Below are 16,408 nucleotides of genomic sequence, written 5' to 3' on the forward strand. Positions count from 1 at the left end.
GAACGCAAAAACACTGCCGGACCATAAAGGCCGAGCAGTGTTTCGTATGGTCTGCGATTGCTTCGCTTACAGGTACTTAAGCGGGTTTTGCAATGCGCCGTTCTTATGAACCTCAAAGTGCAAATGCGTGCCGAAGGAGTGCCCTGTATTACCCATAATGCCGATCCGTTGACCCTTCTCAACCGTCTGACCACGCTTGACGGAAATTTTGCTAAGATGGCCGTAAACTGTTTCATAGCCGTTATGGTGATTGATAATGATACAGTTGCCAAGCCCCGGACGTTGACCGGTGAAGCTGACTGTACCGTTGTCTGCTGCCATAATGTTTTTGTTTCCTACCATATCAACGCCGCGGTGTAACGCGCCCCAACGCTGACCGAAGCTGCTAGTGAGACGCGCGCCGGTTACCGGCCAGCTGAAGCGACCGCTGCCTTCGCTAAGCATAACCTTCGTTCCTTTCATGACAATCGCCGGAACGGATGGCTTCAGAACAACTTCACTGATCAGCTCTTCACTCATCAAGTAGCCATTCTGCTTCACTAAGCGGTACACCAATTGCTTCTTCCCGCTCTGGCCTTGGCGTATGACCTTCGACTGGCCTGCTTTCATATTGCTGTTCTTCTGCACGACCGTAGCCGGTTCAATCGATTCGGTTTCCGTGACATTCTCGACCGTTTCGACCGTCACCTGCGGCTGAAGCACCGTAAGATCAAGCACGTCCCCGACTTTAATCATATCATCTTTAATCCATTTGTTACGTTCGTAGATGACCTGAGGCGAAATATCGAACTTGTGTGCGATACACCCTACACAGTCACCATCTTGGACCGTATACGAAGTCGGTTTCACAGTTCCTTTAATAAGCTGCAAATACAACTGCTCAGGATCCGCAATGTCCGTCGGCTGCACTTCTGCTTCTTTAGTCGCAACCTTCTCGACAAATTTCACAGATTTCAATGCCGATTTGGACTTCAAGCTGCCGTCAGCGGAGTAGGCTAATGCGGTCACTTCCGCCTTACCGGCTTTCACTTTCGGCGAATATTTACCTTCTACCCGCTTGAGCAGCGCAGTAGCCGTAGCCTTGTCCTTCACAACGCCGATTCGTTTGCCGTCTACAACGAGCTCTACGCCCGTAGCATGTGAAGCAAGCAGCCCTTCAAGCTTCTGCAAAGTCGCCGCTGAATCCGGTTTGGCATTGTAAGCGCTTTTATCGCTGTATGTGATCGTACCTGCATCAAGCACCATATGTATGCCTGTGTTTTTCTCCTGAATCTGCTTCTCTTTGTTGCTAATCCACTCTTCAACCTGGGTCTCTGAGCCTACTTCTCCAATCAGCTTGCCATTATGATAAACTTCGACATAATCTACGGTGTGTGCTTGTACATAATGACTGCCGCTAAAGCCTGCAATCGTCAATAAAGCTACTGCGCTTACCGCTAGAAATAACGGTTTCTTGCTCAGTAATCGGTGTTTCGTATTGCCTTGCGTGCTATTTGGGTTGACGGTCCGAAAAGTCTGTCGGAATGAGTTCCATACCTTCCGGATGCGACCCCTCTCATTAAAAAAGGCCATGATCGTCTCCTTTTCGCGTTATGGTCCATAACTTTGTTGGGATCGGGCAATGTAAAACCTACATTGCCAGGGTACGAATTCTACTTTATCATAACGCTGCATTCCGATTCAACCAAACGACCCTGGGCTTGACATTAATATTTGCTCAGAATTGCCAGCATTGCGTCGTATTCTGTCCGATCTAGGTATTGCGCCATGAGCTGTTGGACCTGGGTCATTTCTGCGTCTGTCAGCCCATCCTCCATCAACTTCGATATGTTCTGCCATGCGTCCTGCGGGAGCTTCGTCAATGTATCGAACAGCTTCTCCTTATCGGAATCGCTGATTTGCGATTTCGCTGAGTTAATCTCATCTGTCGACATTGCAACCTCGTCATCCGATGAAGAAGCAACGCCGCTGCCTGCTTTCGTCCCGCTCCCGCCACCGATATCACTAAGTTCACCGCTCGGAGTCTGCTCAAACGCATCGACCGAAGCAGGTGAATCGCTATTCTTTGACGTCGAATCATCGTTCTTATCCGAGCTGCTTCCTGTTTTCACATCTGCATCTTTATCCTTCGCTGAAGAATCCGTATCCGCTGAGTTTCCTTTCTGCTTCACGACGGGGTCCGCTCCCCATAACCCGCCCCAAACGCCGTTCAGCGCAAAAGGCTTCTGTTCGAGCGGCACATTAAACTGCTTCAGCAGCGTCTCGACATAGCTGTTAACGATATAGCCTGTCGTCCAGATCGATAGAAAACTGATCAGCAGTCCCGCTGCGATCGTTTTCGCCAGCCACCCTGTCATTTTCCACATGATTATCACCCTCCTATGCAAAGGCATTTTCGCCCATACTTCTTAGTATGGGCACCTGGTACAGGAACCATTCACATTCGCAGCCCCCAATTAGGCAAAAAAAGAAGAGGACCGCGATTTCTCGCAGTCCTCTGAATAGGTAATTAATTAAACGTAGATCGGTACAACCGGATTCGTTTGCTCCCGGTTACGTCCCACGGAGAAGATCGCAATCGGAATACCTGTAAGCTCGGATACCCGCTCCACGTAGCGGCGCGTGTTCTCTGGCAGATCAGCCAAGGTCTTCGCATTAGTGATATCTTCGCTCCAGCCTGGCAATTCTTCGTACACCGCTTCACACTCGGAGACCAGCTTCAAGCTCGCAGGATAATGATTAATGATTTCGCCGCGCAGTTTGTAGCCCGTGCAAATTTTAACCGTTTCCAGACCCGAAAGCACGTCAAGCGAGTTCAAGGATAAGCCTGTAATTCCGCTAACGCGGCGTGCATGGCGGACAACAACTGTGTCGAACCAGCCTACGCGGCGCGGACGGCCTGTAACCGTACCGTATTCAAAACCTTTCTCACGGATCCAATCGCCGGTCTCATTGCTGAGCTCGGTTGGGAATGGGCCGTCACCCACACGCGTCGTGTACGCTTTGGCAACACCAATAACTTGTTGGATCTTCGAAGGTCCAACGCCGGAACCGATACAAACGCCGCCAGCTGTCGGGTTCGAAGACGTAACGTACGGATAAGTACCTTGGTCGATATCAAGCATTACGCCTTGTGCACCTTCGAACAGAATACGTTTGCCTTCGTCGATTGCATCGTTCAGCACAACGGAAGTGTCTGTTACGTAAGAACGAAGCGTCTCGGCATAACCCAAGTACTCAGCAAGAATCGTGTCAACGTCCAGCTTCTCGCCGTTGTAAACTTGCTCGATGACTTGGTTCTTCTCGATAACCATACGGCGAAGCTTCGTTTCGAACTCTTCTGCATCAAGCAGGTCGGCGACACGAATACCGTTACGCGCTGCTTTGTCCATGTAGCAAGGGCCGATGCCTTTGCGAGTCGTTCCGATCTTGTTATCGCCTTTACGCTCTTCTTCAAGGCCGTCAAGCACAAGGTGATACGGCATGATCAGATGCGCGCGGTCACTGATTTTCAAATTCTCCGAGGAGAATCCATTGTCATGTATATAGTTAATTTCATCAATCAGTGCGGACGGATTGATAACCATACCGTTACCGATGACGCACACTTTATTTTCATTGAAAATGCCCGATGGAATCATCGTGAGCTTATATTTCTTATTGCCGATCATAATGGTATGACCTGCGTTGTTTCCCCCCTGGTACCGGGCTACAACATCAGCACCGTCCGCCAGAAAGTCGGTGATTTTTCCTTTGCCTTCGTCTCCCCACTGGGTTCCGACTACAACTACCGTTGACATGGATATACCCCCATTACAAGTTTTGCACGCACTGCCGAGGTGAAATTATAAAAACAACATAATAGCTACCAGCTTTAGACAGCATGATTAGTTTAGCAGTCTGCAGTGGTAAAGTCAACGAAAAGCGAACAATTGTAAGGTCCTATATCGCATTGTTCGGAATTTCGATAAATGTGGGACAGAACCCTTCCTTATTAGGAGGCGTGGCCCGGTTCTTGGTGCGAACGGTCTAAACCAACGAATTTATTGAAGTTCTTCAAGAAGGCCAGTTCGACGGTTCCTACGGGACCGTTACGCTGTTTAGCAATGATGATCTCGATGATATTCTTCTTCTCGGATTCCTTATCATAGTAGTCATCCCGGTATAGGAACGCTACAATATCGGCATCTTGCTCGATTGATCCGGATTCCCGAAGGTCAGACATCATCGGACGCTTGTCCTGCCGCTGCTCAACACCCCGGCTGAGCTGTGACAGTGCGATAACCGGCACTTCAAGCTCACGGGCGATTTGCTTCAATGTACGGGAGATCTCGGATACTTCCTGTTGACGGTTCTCGCCGGCTTTGCCGCGCCCTTGAATGAGCTGCAAGTAGTCGATCAGAATCATGCCAAGTCCGCGCTCTTTCTTAAGTCGACGGCATTTCGCCCGAATATCCGATACGGTAATACCCGGCGTATCATCAATGAAGATTTGCGCTTCAGATAATGAACCGATCGCCATCGTTAGCTTTTCCCAATCGTCGCCTTCCAAATACCCGGTACGCAATCGGCCCGCATCTACGTTGGATTCCGCACAAATCATACGCTGCACCAGCTGGGCAGCCGACATCTCAAGACTGAAGATGGCGACTGTTTCCCGCGCCCGTACACCGACGTTCTGCGCAATATTAAGGGCGAAAGCCGTCTTACCTACGGATGGCCGTGCCGCCACAATAATAAGGTCATTTTTCTGGAAGCCCGCGGTCATCTTGTCCAAGTCGGTAAATCCGGACGGAATGCCTGTTGAGCCGCCTTTATTCGAATATAGCTGCTCCACTTTCTCGAATACTTCCATGAGCACGTCGCGAATGGATATGAATCCGGTGCTTGAACGACGGTTCGACAGCTCCATGATGCGGGCTTCCGCTTCACTAAGCATCGCTCCGACATTCTCAGCCGCGGCATAGCCTTCCGAAACGATGTTCGTCGCTGTCCGAATGAGGCGGCGAAGCATCGATTTCTCTTCAACGATCTGCGCATAGTAATCGACATTTGCAGCTGTTGGAACCGCGTTACCCAGCTTGGCCAGATAACTGACGCCGCCGATTTCCTCCAGCTGCTGTCGATCTTGCAAATAAGCAGTCAAGGTTACCAAGTCAATCGGCTGGCTCGCTTCACCAAGCTCCACCATCGCTTCAAACAGCAGCTGATGCGACGGCAAGTAGAAGTCTTCGCTGCGCAGCCGCTCCATCGCCGTTATTAAAGCTTCCGTTTGCAATAAGACAGCACCGAGTACCGCTTGCTCTGCTTCCATATTCTGCGGCGGTATTCGGTCAAAACTCATCTCATTACTCATTGGTTCGCATGACTCCCCTTTTGATTGCTTTTATTCCTCTGTAGCATGTACACTAAGCTTCGCTTTCACTTCTGGATGGAGCTTTAGCAAAACTTGCGTAACGCCAAGCGTGCGAATTGGTTCTTCCAGTTCAATCTTACGTTTGTCTACTTTGACGCCTTGCGCCTCAAGCGACTCCGCGATTTGTTTGCTTGTAATAGCGCCGAACAAACGGCCGCCTTCTCCGGCTTTCGTTTTCACAATAATTTTCATCGCTTCCAGACGTTCTGCAAGCGCCTTGGCATCTTCTTTTTCTTTCTCTTTCTTCTTCTGCTCGGACGCCTTCTGCACATCAAGCGTCTTCAGGTTGCCATCGGAAGCCAGCTTCGCCAAGTTCTTCGGAAATAGGAAGTTGCGTACATACCCTTCCGACACCTCTTTAACCTCACCCTTCTTACCTTGCCCCTTCACATCTTGCAGAAAAATTACTTTCATTCGAATAACCCCTCTTCCTTATCAAGTTCTTGCAGCACCTGCTTCAGTCGCTGTGCTACTTCCACTACAGTTCCTTCTTGCTGCGCGGCTGCGTTCGTTAAATGTCCGCCTCCGCCCATGCGCTCCATGACCACTTGCACATTCATGTGGCCCAGTGAACGGGCACTGATGCCAATCAAACCGTCCGGCCGCTCTCCTATGACGAAAGATGCGAGCACATCGGTCATATTAAGCAGCGTATCCGCCGTCTGAGCAATGAGCAGCTGCGAATACTGCCGGCCTTGCTCAGTCATAGCGATGGCGATATGGTCATATACGATTTCAGCCTGCTTAATAATCTCTGCCTTCTTAATGTATTCGGTCAAGTCTTCTTTCAGCATCCGCTGAATCAAGGTTGAATCCGCTCCATTGCGGCGCAGGAACGATGCCGCTTCAAAGGTACGCGAGCCTGTGCGAAGCGAGAAGCTCTTCGTGTCCACGGTGATTCCCGCGAGCAGCGCTGTCGCTTCTCTAACATCTAGGAGCACACGATCGTTAATATATTGCAGCAGCTCCGTGATAAGCTCGCAAGTCGAGGATGCATAGGGCTCCATATAGACCAGAATCGCATTCGCGATAAATTCTTCTCCGCGTCTATGGTGATCGACCACTACGATTTTGTCGGTTTGCGTGAGCAGCTTCGGCTCTTTCACCATCGATGCTTTATGCGTATCGACGACGACGACGAGCGTGTTTCCGTTAATCAGCTCTTTGGCCTGTTCAGGCGTTATGAACCTCTTTGCAATCCGCTCTTCTTCTCTCAGCATCTCCATCATTTTCTGGATGGAAGGATTAACGCCCTCCAGCACGATGTACGCTTCTTTATTAAAGAGCATAGCAGCCTTCAGTACGCCAATGGAAGCGCCGATCGCATCCATATCCGGCATTTTATGCCCCATAATGACGACACGGTCGCTGTCCTTGATCAAATCACGCAGCGCATGCGCGACAACCCTCGCCCGAACGCGCGTCCGTTTCTCAACGGCGTTGGACTTCCCGCCATAGAATGACTGCCGCTGTCCGACCTTCACAGCGGCCTGGTCGCCACCGCGTCCAAGCGCATAGTCGAGGCTCGTTTGCGCCCAGTGCCCGAGCTCCACAACGCTTTCAGCGCCTGCAGCGAAGCCGATGCTGAGCGTCATCGGAATCTTATTCTCCGCGGTAATCTCCCGCACCTCATCGAGAAGGACAAACCGCGACAGCTCCAGCTGCTTGAGCGTACGCATGTCGGTAATAACCAAGTATCGGTCAGACGTGAGCCGTTTCAAATACACATGGAACTTGTTCGCCCAATCCGTAATTTCCGCAGTCGCCTTCGAAAGCAGCGTGCTGCGCTGTTGATCGTCCATGCCTTGCGTAACCTCATCGAGGTTATCCATCATCACGATGCCAAGCGCAAGCTTCTCTTCTTCATACCGCTTAGCCAGCTGCCAGCGCTGCGTCATATCACGAATGTAGAGCAGGCGCTCATCGAATCTGAACTGCAGCTCGTACACCGAGTTGCCGACATGCGCTTCTACTGTGCCTTCGCGTTCTTTGGCCTGCGACAGCGTCGGGAACAGATCTTCCAATGACTCCCCGACAACAGATTCCCGCTCCAGCATGTGCGTAACAAACGCATTGTGCCATTCTACGGTCTTGTCTTCGTTATAGAGAATAATACCGAATGGTAAATCGCTGATAACCTCATTGCCGGCCTTCTTCACCCGATACGACAGTGTCCCCAGATAGACCTTTAAATCGCGGCGAAAGGCCCGCTCGGCCATTACGGAGTAGAAGCCGATCGCGCCGCAGAGCAGCAATCCCAGCATGCCGAGCTTCCATTCATAGAAAGCAAGTGTGACCGTCAGCAAAATCATAAGCACGAATGCCCACAAATGGTGCATCCCGTGCCAGCGATTAATTAAAAACTTTGGCATCGTTTCATTCGCCTCCGTATCACGATTTCTTAAACGCTTTACGGATTGGGAAGGCTGCGTCAATGACCCCAATCAAGCTTAAAGGTTGGAAAATCGCGACAACTACCGAGAGAAGCACCGGTATCGCTTTGTTCCATTTGCGTTCATGCGCCACGAAGAAGAAGAAACCCATCGCCTGAATGGAGAAAGCAAGCTGCATCAGCGGTACCAAATTATGAAGCGTCACCGTCATGAACGAAGAGCCCGTGTTCGGTGTAGCCATATCCGCTATGAGTACGACCAGGTAGTAAAACACAAAAATCCGCGGTAATCTCCACTCACGAGCCGCTTGCAAACGCGAAATCGTTAAACCGCTGGAACGCAGAGCCGGCGCTGCAATCGCATGCGTGATAATCGCTAGCAGGAATGAAACGGTAATAAGCGCCATTGGAATGGAATGAATCAAGCTCTGCACATACGATTCCGTGACGGTTGCCGTCCACACACTAGGCATAAGTCCTTGTTCCCGTAAATTGTCCACTGTTTTCGTAATCATTTCACGGATTTCATGCATTAAGGAGAAATCGAATGCGAGGTCAAACACAACCAGCTCAAGCAGAAGCTGAGCAAGCACCGTTAATACGGTAGCGGTTAGAACTTTCCGGGCAGGAGCCCCTTTCCGGTAGAAATGCCCCATCACAAGCGATGGAACTAAGAAAAACAGTCCCACGATTAGGGCGGGCAGTCCCATAATGATGACGCCAATTCCATATACGACTGCCATATGCAGCGTAAATGCCCGTTTAGACAAGGTCGTGTACAAGATTACCGTTGGCACCATTAATACTGCCGCAGCCAGCGCATTCAATACGGGGACTGCTACCATAAGCAGTAGAATTAACGCTGAGAAGCTCCATAAAATTGACTTTAAGCCGGTTTTCAAACCGTTCACCTCTTGCTGATTTACTAGTACAGAACTAATGATTTACTCCCCATTATAGCATAAAACAATTCCGGCAACACAGGGGACCTTGTCCAGTAGGAGCTCTAGAATCCCGCTCTGCAAGTAAGACAAAACGCCGCCCTCTTGGATCGAGGACGGCGTCTGATTTAGCCGGCTGCCATTTCTGTGCTGGCTTGTTTATGTTGGTTTAGGATAATGGCTTCACAATAGTCGATGATGTCGCTTCGACGAACAATGCCGATAAACCGGTTCATGTCATCCACCACAGGCACAAAGTTCTGCACCTTCGCCAGTGAAATCAAATCCTCCATATTGGCATCAATTTGAACGGCCTTATTGGCCATGCGCATTTGGACATCCGTCAACTTCACTTTGTTCGTCTGATCAAAGGTCACTTGGGGGTTGTTCTTCATATACCACAGCAGATCGCCCTCAGTTAATGTGCCTGCATAGCCGCCCTGACTGTCGAGAATCGGTACTGCTGTATAACGATGATGCTCCATCTTCTCGAGTGTTTGACGCAGTGTTGCATCGAGCGTCAACCATACCACCTCTTGCTTAGGCAGTAGAAAAAAAGCAATATTCATGTTGATGTTCCCATTCCCTTCTACTTTGTCTTTCCTGTGTTCGTGAAGAGCTCCGGGCCTAGCTGCAGCTTGACGTGCTTGACGTGCGCCTATGAGTTGCTCTAAGCGCCGCATTGCCGTTAATGCTTCTCTGATGCTGCTTTCGTTTTGGACGACAACGACTGCACAGGCTTCTGATCTTTAACCTGGTATTCCTCCGGAAGCGGCAGCTCTGCTTTCGTTTTCGCTGGATCCAGCCATGCCTTAATCAACTGTTGCGTTGCAGCTAAATCTTCTTCATCCGCAAAATAGTACCAAGCACCGTGATTTACTTTACGATGTCCATTGCCCTTCAGCGTATGACTATAGATCGTGCGGTTGTCGCTTTGCAGCATGCTCTTCGCCAAATCAATCATATGCTGCGGTGTTAGATCGGTTGTGAAATTCTCGCCCATAATGGAAATAAGTTCAGGAATCTTCGTCCACTGCTGGACATGCGAAGCTTTGGTCATGATCGCATTTAAGAACTGCTGGTGACGTCCTGCACGACTTGTATCGCCGCCTGCATCTTCGCGGTACCGAACAAAGTTGAGCGCCTCAGTGCCATTGTAGAGCTCTTTACCGGCCTTAACAACGAACTTCTCGTGATCCGGGTCGTCATTGACCAGATCCTCCGTAATCGGAAGCGCAATCCCGCCCATAGCGTCGATTACTTCACGGAAGCCGGTAAAGTTTATTGTAGCATAATGATCGATAGTATTGCTGAATAACCTTTCGACGGTTTCAACCGACATTTTCGCGCCGCCAAAAGCATATGCATGTGTAATTTTATCTTCCCATTGTTTCCCGGATTTCGTTGTTTTGCCTACGATATCGACATACGTATCACGGGGGATGGATACCATTAGAATGGCGCCATCTTTCGGTCTGATGACGGTATAGATCATCGTATCTGAACGACCTACCTCTTTATCCCGTTGATCGACGCCGAGCAGCAGCATAGAGAATGGCTCCTCCGGCTTATAAGTTGTCTTAACCGGTTCGTGGCCCTCCAGAGGCTGATACGAATTCTCCAGCCTGTCCTTGACCGATCCGGATAAGAACACATCAAAGCCCCACATCGCCAGTGCATTTCGATTCAAATAGCCGGCTGTCCCTGCAAGTACTACGATAACGAGAATAGCTGCCAGCCATTTATACGATCGTCGTGTTTTTCTCGGTTGCATTTTCGTTGTAACGCCCCATTCTCTACAAATCTATTTACACGTGATTTCCTAATTCTAAACGATTATGCGGAGCCGAAAGTTACAAATGGTTAACGATTTTCCTTTGTTAATTCTGGTGAATTCAACCAAGCATAGTTTGAACCAAGCTTGAATACATACCTACAAAGGGAGGGAGCGTCATTATGCAAGCACCGTTATTTGGACCTGATCCATCATCAACAGGTATTGACCCTAAGATTGTGGGGTTGCTTTGCTATTTAGGCAGCTTTGTAACCGGCATCTTGTTTCTCGTGCTGGAGAAGCGAAGCAGCTACGTGAAATTCCATGCCATGCAATCGATCCTTGTGTCTGTCGTACTGGTTGTCATTAATATTGTGCTCGGCTTTATCCCGTTTATCGGCTGGCTGCTTGGCATTTTACTTGCTCCGCTGTCATTTATATTATGGGTTGCATTAATGCTCCTCGCCTTGCAGGGCAAAAGGTTCAAGCTGCCTGTTATCGGCGATTATGCAGAGCAGCAAGCAAGTAAGTTTTAAAGGACCTGTTTATATGAACGCAAAAAAAGGCAGCCGTATTGGCTGCCTCTTCGTTACGTCCTATTCCGTTGTGTAAGGCAACAACGCTACTTGACGGGAGCGTTTGATCGCTACAGTCAGAAGACGTTGATACTTTGCACTTGTTCCAGTTACACGACGTGGCAAGATCTTGCCGCGCTCGCTGATAAATTTACGAAGCAGGTCCGTATCTTTATAGTCAATGTGCGTAATTTTGTTAGCTGTGAAGAAACATACTTTACGGCGTTTGTTACGGCCTTTACGACCGCCGAATTTGCGTTCTGGACGCTCGTCGCCACCATCTCTTTGCTTAAAGCTCATGTTCATCCGTCCTTTCAGTTAGAATGGCAAATCATCTTCCGATATATCGATCGGGCGTCCGTCATCTGAGAACGGATCACGACTATTGTTGTTCCTTGGTGTGCCTCCCGAACGACCTCCACCTTGTGGATTACCACCATTGGAGCCACCTTGTGGGTTGCCTCCACCGTAGTTACCGTTTCCGCTTCCGTAACTTGCTGCACCTTCATCACGCGGACCATTCTCGCGGTTACCGGATTCCAAGAAACGCACGTTATCGGCAATAATTTCAGTCACGTAGACCCGCTTGCCTTCGTTGTTCTCGTAATTCCGCACCTGAATACGGCCTTCAACCGCTGTTAGGCGGCCTTTGCGCAAGTAGTTCGCACAAGTTTCAGCAAGCTGACGCCAAGTAACGATCGGAATAAAATCCGCTTCCCGTTCGTTCTGACCACCGCTCGTAAACGGACGATCCACCGCAAGTGTAAATTGCGTTACCGCAACACCTGCAGGCGTATAGCGCATTTCAGGATCCTTTGTTAATCTACCGATGAGAATAACACGGTTCAACATCGTTTATCGCCTCCAATCGAAACATCCTTGCGTTGATGAGACTAAGCTACATCTTTAACAACTAAGAAACGGATAACTTCATCCGTAATTTTCATGACGCGGTCAAGTTCAGCAACAACATCAGGAGTTGCATTGAAATGTACCAGTACGTAGATACCGTCACGAATCTTGTTGATTTCATACGCAAGGCGGCGTTTACCCATCACGTCATGCTTTGTGACTTCTCCACCGTTTCCGATGATTGCTTGGAACTTGTCAGTCAAAGCTTGTACCGACTCTTGTTCCACATCCGGACGAATAATGTACATCACTTCGTATTTGCGCATATGTTTCACCTCCTCTTGGACTATGCGGCCCCCTTAAAGGGAGCAAGGAGCGAGTTAATTTCTCGCATACCCGAATACTATACCAAACTTAGTCCCTTCTTGACAAGTGTTAATTATGGTTGTTCGCCTACCTCTTTCTTCCGTTCATGTTCCTCCTTCATTTGTTGCACACTAATGATCAGGACGGAATCTCTGCGTCGTCCTCATTTGTGCAACCGCACTGGAGGTGTAATTCATTAATGGGTGAATGGACAGAATTTCGAGAAGGCGACCGTGCGCCAAACGACGGGATGTATATTGAAATCGGCGAAGCTTCTTTTCATATGGGTGTAAACAATCCGCAGAAGGTCAGACTGGCGAAAGGCGACAAGTTCCCGTCCCTTTCGAATAAGGATCGCAAGTGGAAACGAATGTATTGATTTTTACAAACCAGTTGTATAGAAGATAAGCAAGCTGCGCATTATAGTTGTGACGGTGTAAAGAGAGGTGTGGTTCCGTTGAACCCATACATGTACGAACCTCAAGGAGATTTTGTCCACTCAGCATAGAAGCGGAGGGATGTGCCAAAGACCAGTGTCTGTAACACACGCACACCGACTAAAGACCGGTGAACCGAGGTTTCTTACGAAGAGCTTGTAGTGATGACTGTTTTCTAAATCAAACGCCGTCGGAGAAGGGCTCGCGAGAGCCCTTTTTTCCTTTGTTAATGAGTAACTGAATATGGCGTTGCATGACCTAAATTAACCGGCAGCCTTATCAGTGTTGACTCTATTAGTCCTACATATGGGCACTTCGTAATGTTGATTCGTTGAAGCTGCACATGCCCTAACGCAAGCCTTTCAAACAACCTCTTGTGTATAAACAAAAAAACGACCCTAAGGGTCGTTGATTGATTAAATATGGCGGAGAGGGTGGGATTCGAACCCACGCACGCTTTGACACGCCTAACTGATTTCGAGTCAGCCCCCTTGGGCCTCTTGGGTACCTCTCCATAAAGGTGAATCAGCAGAACAGAATTTATCTTACCATGGTGCTCGTCCAATTGCAAGCATTAATTGCTTGATATTCCATTGGCGCTTTCTCCCCCATTTAAGCCTTCTTCGGCTTTCGATCGGAGCACCTTTTTCAAGTTTTTCTCAAACTTCGCACGTGGTATGAGAACACTGTGTTTACAGCCGACGCATTTGATTCGGATATCCATCCCCATACGAATGATCTCCATCTCATTTGTTCCACAAGGATGCTGCTTCTTCATTTGCACAACATCGCCAAGTTCAAACTGTTTCCTCTCCATAACAGTCCGCCCCTTTCCCCTAAAGCTGTTTCTACTTTCTATCGTATCCCTTTAAGCCTCATAACTCAATGGGCTCGTACCGATCCTCAATCTGTTTAAATATTCCCCTTATCTCAACACTCTCTTGGCTTATGACATCCTTCACAATTAGCAAATCACTCTCGGGAAAATGAATGGATAATGCGCAGCCGGCTGTTATTTGCTTCGGCGTTGGACAGATGTCTATTTCAATATCCGCATATTCTAATAGCATTTCCGCCCGCAGAGCCTGCTGGGTGGAATCAAAGGCAATAAGCATGCATCTGCACCTCCTACTTGTATTTATTGCAGGTTCATTAGTTAAGCAAGGTGAAACGGCTGTAACCTTATACAGCGAAACTCAACCTTTCTTATATTCCAAGTATAAAATGGTTGTCCCATCCATATACTAGTAACCAAGTGATAACAACGTTTCTCTATCGATTGTGTTGTTGGAATTCATAGAGTTGGCGGGAGGAGAATCTATGAAATTGCCGGGAATGAAAGAAACACCGCTCAAAGTACCGTACACAGAACCTAACATTACAGGACTTCTGATGAACCGCATTACGTACCTTTTGGACAACGTCCCCGCTGATCGTAGGCTTGTTGTTGTATGTGTAGGTACTGACCGTTCCACAGGCGATTCACTCGGCCCTCTTGTCGGCACTTCTCTCAGCAAATATCGGAGTCCCTTCTTCGATCTTTATGGCACCCTCGAGGAACCTGTCCATGCGATGAACTTGGACGAAACGTTAATCGACATCAATAAGTTTGTCCGCAAACCATTTGTCATTGGTATCGATGCCTGCTTGGGTCAAGCCGCTAGTGTTGGCTGTATTCAAGTCGGTTCTGGTCCTGTCCGTCCGGGTGCCGGTGTGAATAAAGATCTACCGCCCGTCGGTGACATCCACATCACGGGCATCGTAAATGTCGGCGGCTTTATGGAGTATTTTGTTTTGCAGAATACTCGTCTTCATCTTGTTATGCGAATGTCTGATATTATTGCGCACAGTCTCTTCTTATCGATCATGAAATGCGTACGCCCTACTTCGATTCCCGCTGCGACGCAAGACTGATCGCTTCTTTTTCTTCCGGGGTTAGCGGATACTTCGATTGACCTTCTTGCACCGGCTTGGCGTAGACGAAGGTGTTCTCTCGACCGTGAATGCCGCTTAGCACCATTCCGTCTTCAGCATCATCAATCACTGCTATTGAGAAGCTCAGATCATTGCCTCGTTCTGCAAAAGCGTTATAACGATGAATACCGACATTGCCTTTCTTCTTCTTCAACGTATCATTCAGCGTATGAACGCTTTGCTTTAATTTGTTCTGTTCTTCTTCCTGAGCATTAAGGCGTTGCTTCAGTTCCACAATTACACTTTCCAGTTCTTCTACTCCTGCGCCGCTCATAAACTGCGTATAACTCTTACGTAGTCGTTTCAGCTTACTGCTGATGACGAGACTGCGTATTAACAAGATCAGAACAACAATAAGCAGTCCAACCGTTACCCAATCGGACGGTCTTTCGATCAGTTCATTCATGATGTCTTACTCTCCCCCGTTTAAAGCCCATTAGCTGTAGTGCTGCTTTATTTCCTTTACAGCCGCTATAAGCGCATCAACCTCTTGTTTCGTTGTGAAGCAGCCGACGCTTGCGCGTATTGCCCCTGTTTCTTTCGTCCCTGCAATTTCATGTGCGAGTGGAGTACAATGGAATCCTGTGCGGACTGCAATCTGATAATGCTGATCCAGAATAAATCCAATCTCCGACGGATCTGCCCCCGGCAAAACGAAGGACACGATTCCTGTCCGAGGTTTACCGAACTCCGGGCCCAGGATATGAACGCCATTCAAAGCATGAAGCCCCTCCATCAAATGCTGTGTCAGCATCCATTCTCTAGTATGGATATTTTGCACCGTCTCATGCAGAACATACTGCACGCCAGCCTTCAGCCCGTTAATTCCTGCTGCATTCTGAGTACCCGACTCATAGCGGTCTGGCCGCACCGTTGGCTGCTCAATCGCCTCGGACTGACTGCCCGTACCGCCGTGCAGGAGAGGCTCTAGCTCCAAGTTGGGGTGAATGTATAAACCACCGGTTCCTTGCGGCCCCAACAGCCCTTTATGGCCCGGAAACGCGAGCATATCAATACCCATTCGCTCCACATTAATCTCCAACAGCCCAGCAGTTTGCGCAGCATCAACTAGCAGCTTTATTCCGTGTTTGCGTGTAATTTCTCCAATATCAGCTACAGGCAGTATCGACCCTAACAAGTTCGAGCTGTGATTTACAACAACAAGCTTGGTGTTAGGTTGCATTGCAGCTTCAATTTGCTTCGCATCCAGTTCACCTGCTTCATTCGGCTCAACATAACTCACCTCAATGCCATTTACACGCTTCAGGTATTCCAGTGGTCTACGTACGGAATTATGTTCAACAGCAGTGGCTATCACATGATCGCCTTTGTTTAACATTCCTTTTATTGCGGTGTTAAGTGCCATGGTTGTGTTTAATGCAAATGCAATATCATTAGGGTTTGATACGGCGAACAGCTTAGCCAGCGCTTTTCTCGTATTGAATAGAATCCTGCTCGCCCGAACAGCCATCGCGTGACTACCTCTCCCTGGGTTTGCCCCGTCATGTTCCATCGCTTCCACAACAGCTTGAATTACTTCAGCCGGTTTAGGCCATGACGTCGCTGCATGATCGAGATAGATCAATCCCTTATCCGTTGTCTGCTGCATCATTACTCCCCCTCTAGCCAACGAGCCGAAATACCTTTTATTCTAACAATAGCATACTCGATTGGCACCCCT

Annotated in this window: 19 protein-coding genes and 1 tRNA gene; 3 read left to right on the forward strand and 17 right to left on the reverse strand. The window is 48.8% G+C overall.

What is annotated here, in order from left to right; translation table 11 throughout:
• Positions 1 to 66 precede the first annotated feature (66 nt).
• The 9 genes from AC0YNS_RS23040 to AC0YNS_RS23080 form a co-directional block, all read right to left on the reverse strand.
• On the reverse strand, positions 67 to 1,572 hold the full coding sequence (locus tag AC0YNS_RS23040) for a peptidoglycan DD-metalloendopeptidase family protein (RefSeq protein WP_475783290.1): 1,506 nt from the start codon (positions 1,570 to 1,572) through the stop codon (positions 67 to 69).
• A gap of 134 nt (positions 1,573 to 1,706) precedes the next feature.
• Positions 1,707 to 2,366, reverse strand: a complete 660-nt coding sequence (locus AC0YNS_RS23045; RefSeq protein ID WP_475783291.1) for a hypothetical protein — start codon at positions 2,364 to 2,366, stop codon at positions 1,707 to 1,709.
• A gap of 147 nt (positions 2,367 to 2,513) precedes the next feature.
• The gene (locus AC0YNS_RS23050; RefSeq protein ID WP_475783292.1) at positions 2,514 to 3,800 is read right to left on the reverse strand and encodes an adenylosuccinate synthase; all 1,287 of its coding nucleotides are present in this window, start codon (positions 3,798 to 3,800) and stop codon (positions 2,514 to 2,516) included.
• Between the two features lie 194 nt (positions 3,801 to 3,994).
• The gene (gene dnaB / locus AC0YNS_RS23055) at positions 3,995 to 5,356 is read right to left on the reverse strand and encodes a replicative DNA helicase (RefSeq protein ID WP_475783293.1); all 1,362 of its coding nucleotides are present in this window, start codon (positions 5,354 to 5,356) and stop codon (positions 3,995 to 3,997) included.
• 30 nt (positions 5,357 to 5,386) lie between these two features.
• The gene (gene rplI / locus AC0YNS_RS23060) at positions 5,387 to 5,830 is read right to left on the reverse strand and encodes a 50S ribosomal protein L9 (RefSeq protein WP_475783294.1); all 444 of its coding nucleotides are present in this window, start codon (positions 5,828 to 5,830) and stop codon (positions 5,387 to 5,389) included.
• Entirely contained in the window at positions 5,827 to 7,788 is a 1,962-nt protein-coding gene (locus AC0YNS_RS23065) for a DHH family phosphoesterase (RefSeq protein ID WP_475783295.1), read from the reverse strand. Before AC0YNS_RS23065 ends, rplI begins: the two co-directional genes overlap by 4 nt.
• A 19-nt stretch (positions 7,789 to 7,807) precedes the next feature.
• Positions 7,808 to 8,710, reverse strand: a complete 903-nt coding sequence (locus AC0YNS_RS23070; RefSeq protein WP_475783296.1) for a DUF2232 domain-containing protein — start codon at positions 8,708 to 8,710, stop codon at positions 7,808 to 7,810.
• 167 nt (positions 8,711 to 8,877) lie between these two features.
• Positions 8,878 to 9,318 carry a CBS domain-containing protein gene (locus AC0YNS_RS23075; protein WP_475783297.1) on the reverse strand — a complete coding sequence of 147 codons (441 nt, stop codon included), beginning with the start codon at positions 9,316 to 9,318 and terminating at the stop codon, positions 8,878 to 8,880.
• Positions 9,319 to 9,437: 119 nt separating this feature from the next.
• On the reverse strand, positions 9,438 to 10,523 hold the full coding sequence (locus tag AC0YNS_RS23080) for an LCP family protein (protein ID WP_475783298.1): 1,086 nt from the start codon (positions 10,521 to 10,523) through the stop codon (positions 9,438 to 9,440).
• Positions 10,524 to 10,705: 182 nt separating this feature from the next.
• On the opposite strand from AC0YNS_RS23080, the gene AC0YNS_RS23085 reads away from it, so the two are divergent.
• Positions 10,706 to 11,059, forward strand: a complete 354-nt coding sequence (locus AC0YNS_RS23085; protein ID WP_475783299.1) for a DUF4870 domain-containing protein — start codon at positions 10,706 to 10,708, stop codon at positions 11,057 to 11,059.
• A 60-nt stretch (positions 11,060 to 11,119) separates the two neighbouring features.
• Here AC0YNS_RS23085 and rpsR read toward each other — a convergent pair whose 3' ends face one another.
• From rpsR to rpsF, 3 genes are read right to left on the reverse strand one after another with little or no spacing between them, the layout of a single operon-like run.
• Entirely contained in the window at positions 11,120 to 11,398 is a 279-nt protein-coding gene (gene rpsR, locus AC0YNS_RS23090; protein WP_090574546.1) for a 30S ribosomal protein S18, read from the reverse strand.
• An 18-nt stretch (positions 11,399 to 11,416) separates the two neighbouring features.
• Entirely contained in the window at positions 11,417 to 11,950 is a 534-nt protein-coding gene (gene ssb, locus AC0YNS_RS23095) for a single-stranded DNA-binding protein (RefSeq protein WP_475783300.1), read from the reverse strand.
• Between the two features lie 41 nt (positions 11,951 to 11,991).
• Positions 11,992 to 12,276: a 30S ribosomal protein S6 gene (gene rpsF, locus AC0YNS_RS23100; RefSeq protein ID WP_475783301.1), complete on the reverse strand. Its 285-nt coding sequence runs from the start codon at positions 12,274 to 12,276 to the stop codon at positions 11,992 to 11,994.
• A 239-nt stretch (positions 12,277 to 12,515) separates the two neighbouring features.
• Between rpsF and AC0YNS_RS23105 the strand changes: the two genes are divergently transcribed.
• Positions 12,516 to 12,695 carry a YjzC family protein gene (locus tag AC0YNS_RS23105; RefSeq protein ID WP_090980611.1) on the forward strand — a complete coding sequence of 60 codons (180 nt, stop codon included), beginning with the start codon at positions 12,516 to 12,518 and terminating at the stop codon, positions 12,693 to 12,695.
• Positions 12,696 to 13,176: 481 nt separating this feature from the next.
• Here AC0YNS_RS23105 and AC0YNS_RS23110 read toward each other — a convergent pair.
• The 3 genes from AC0YNS_RS23110 to AC0YNS_RS23120 all read right to left on the reverse strand — a co-directional run bounded on the left by AC0YNS_RS23110 (position 13,177) and on the right by AC0YNS_RS23120 (position 13,868).
• A tRNA-Ser gene (locus tag AC0YNS_RS23110) sits at positions 13,177 to 13,267 on the reverse strand.
• Between the two features lie 60 nt (positions 13,268 to 13,327).
• Positions 13,328 to 13,570, reverse strand: coding sequence for a DUF951 domain-containing protein (locus tag AC0YNS_RS23115; RefSeq protein WP_475783302.1), 243 nt, complete (start codon positions 13,568 to 13,570; stop codon positions 13,328 to 13,330).
• Positions 13,571 to 13,628: 58 nt separating this feature from the next.
• Positions 13,629 to 13,868 (reverse strand): putative Se/S carrier protein, encoded by a 240-nt coding sequence (locus tag AC0YNS_RS23120; RefSeq protein WP_475783303.1) that lies wholly within the window; start codon positions 13,866 to 13,868, stop codon positions 13,629 to 13,631.
• Positions 13,869 to 14,073: 205 nt separating this feature from the next.
• Here AC0YNS_RS23120 and yyaC point away from each other — a divergent pair, with 205 nt between their 5' ends.
• Entirely contained in the window at positions 14,074 to 14,667 is a 594-nt protein-coding gene (gene yyaC, locus AC0YNS_RS23125; protein ID WP_090980616.1) for a spore protease YyaC, read from the forward strand.
• On the opposite strand, the gene AC0YNS_RS23130 is transcribed toward yyaC, so the two are convergent.
• Together AC0YNS_RS23130 and AC0YNS_RS23135 are read right to left on the reverse strand one after the other, a co-directional pair.
• The gene (locus AC0YNS_RS23130) at positions 14,636 to 15,133 is read right to left on the reverse strand and encodes a DUF4446 family protein (protein WP_475783304.1); all 498 of its coding nucleotides are present in this window, start codon (positions 15,131 to 15,133) and stop codon (positions 14,636 to 14,638) included. The two genes, yyaC and AC0YNS_RS23130, sit on opposite strands and share 32 nt — an antisense overlap.
• A 30-nt stretch (positions 15,134 to 15,163) precedes the next feature.
• Entirely contained in the window at positions 15,164 to 16,336 is a 1,173-nt protein-coding gene (locus tag AC0YNS_RS23135) for an aminotransferase class V-fold PLP-dependent enzyme (RefSeq protein ID WP_475783335.1), read from the reverse strand.
• Positions 16,337 to 16,408 lie beyond the last annotated feature (72 nt).

The sequence above is a fragment of the Paenibacillus sp. J22FR21 genome (assembly GCF_056269135.1).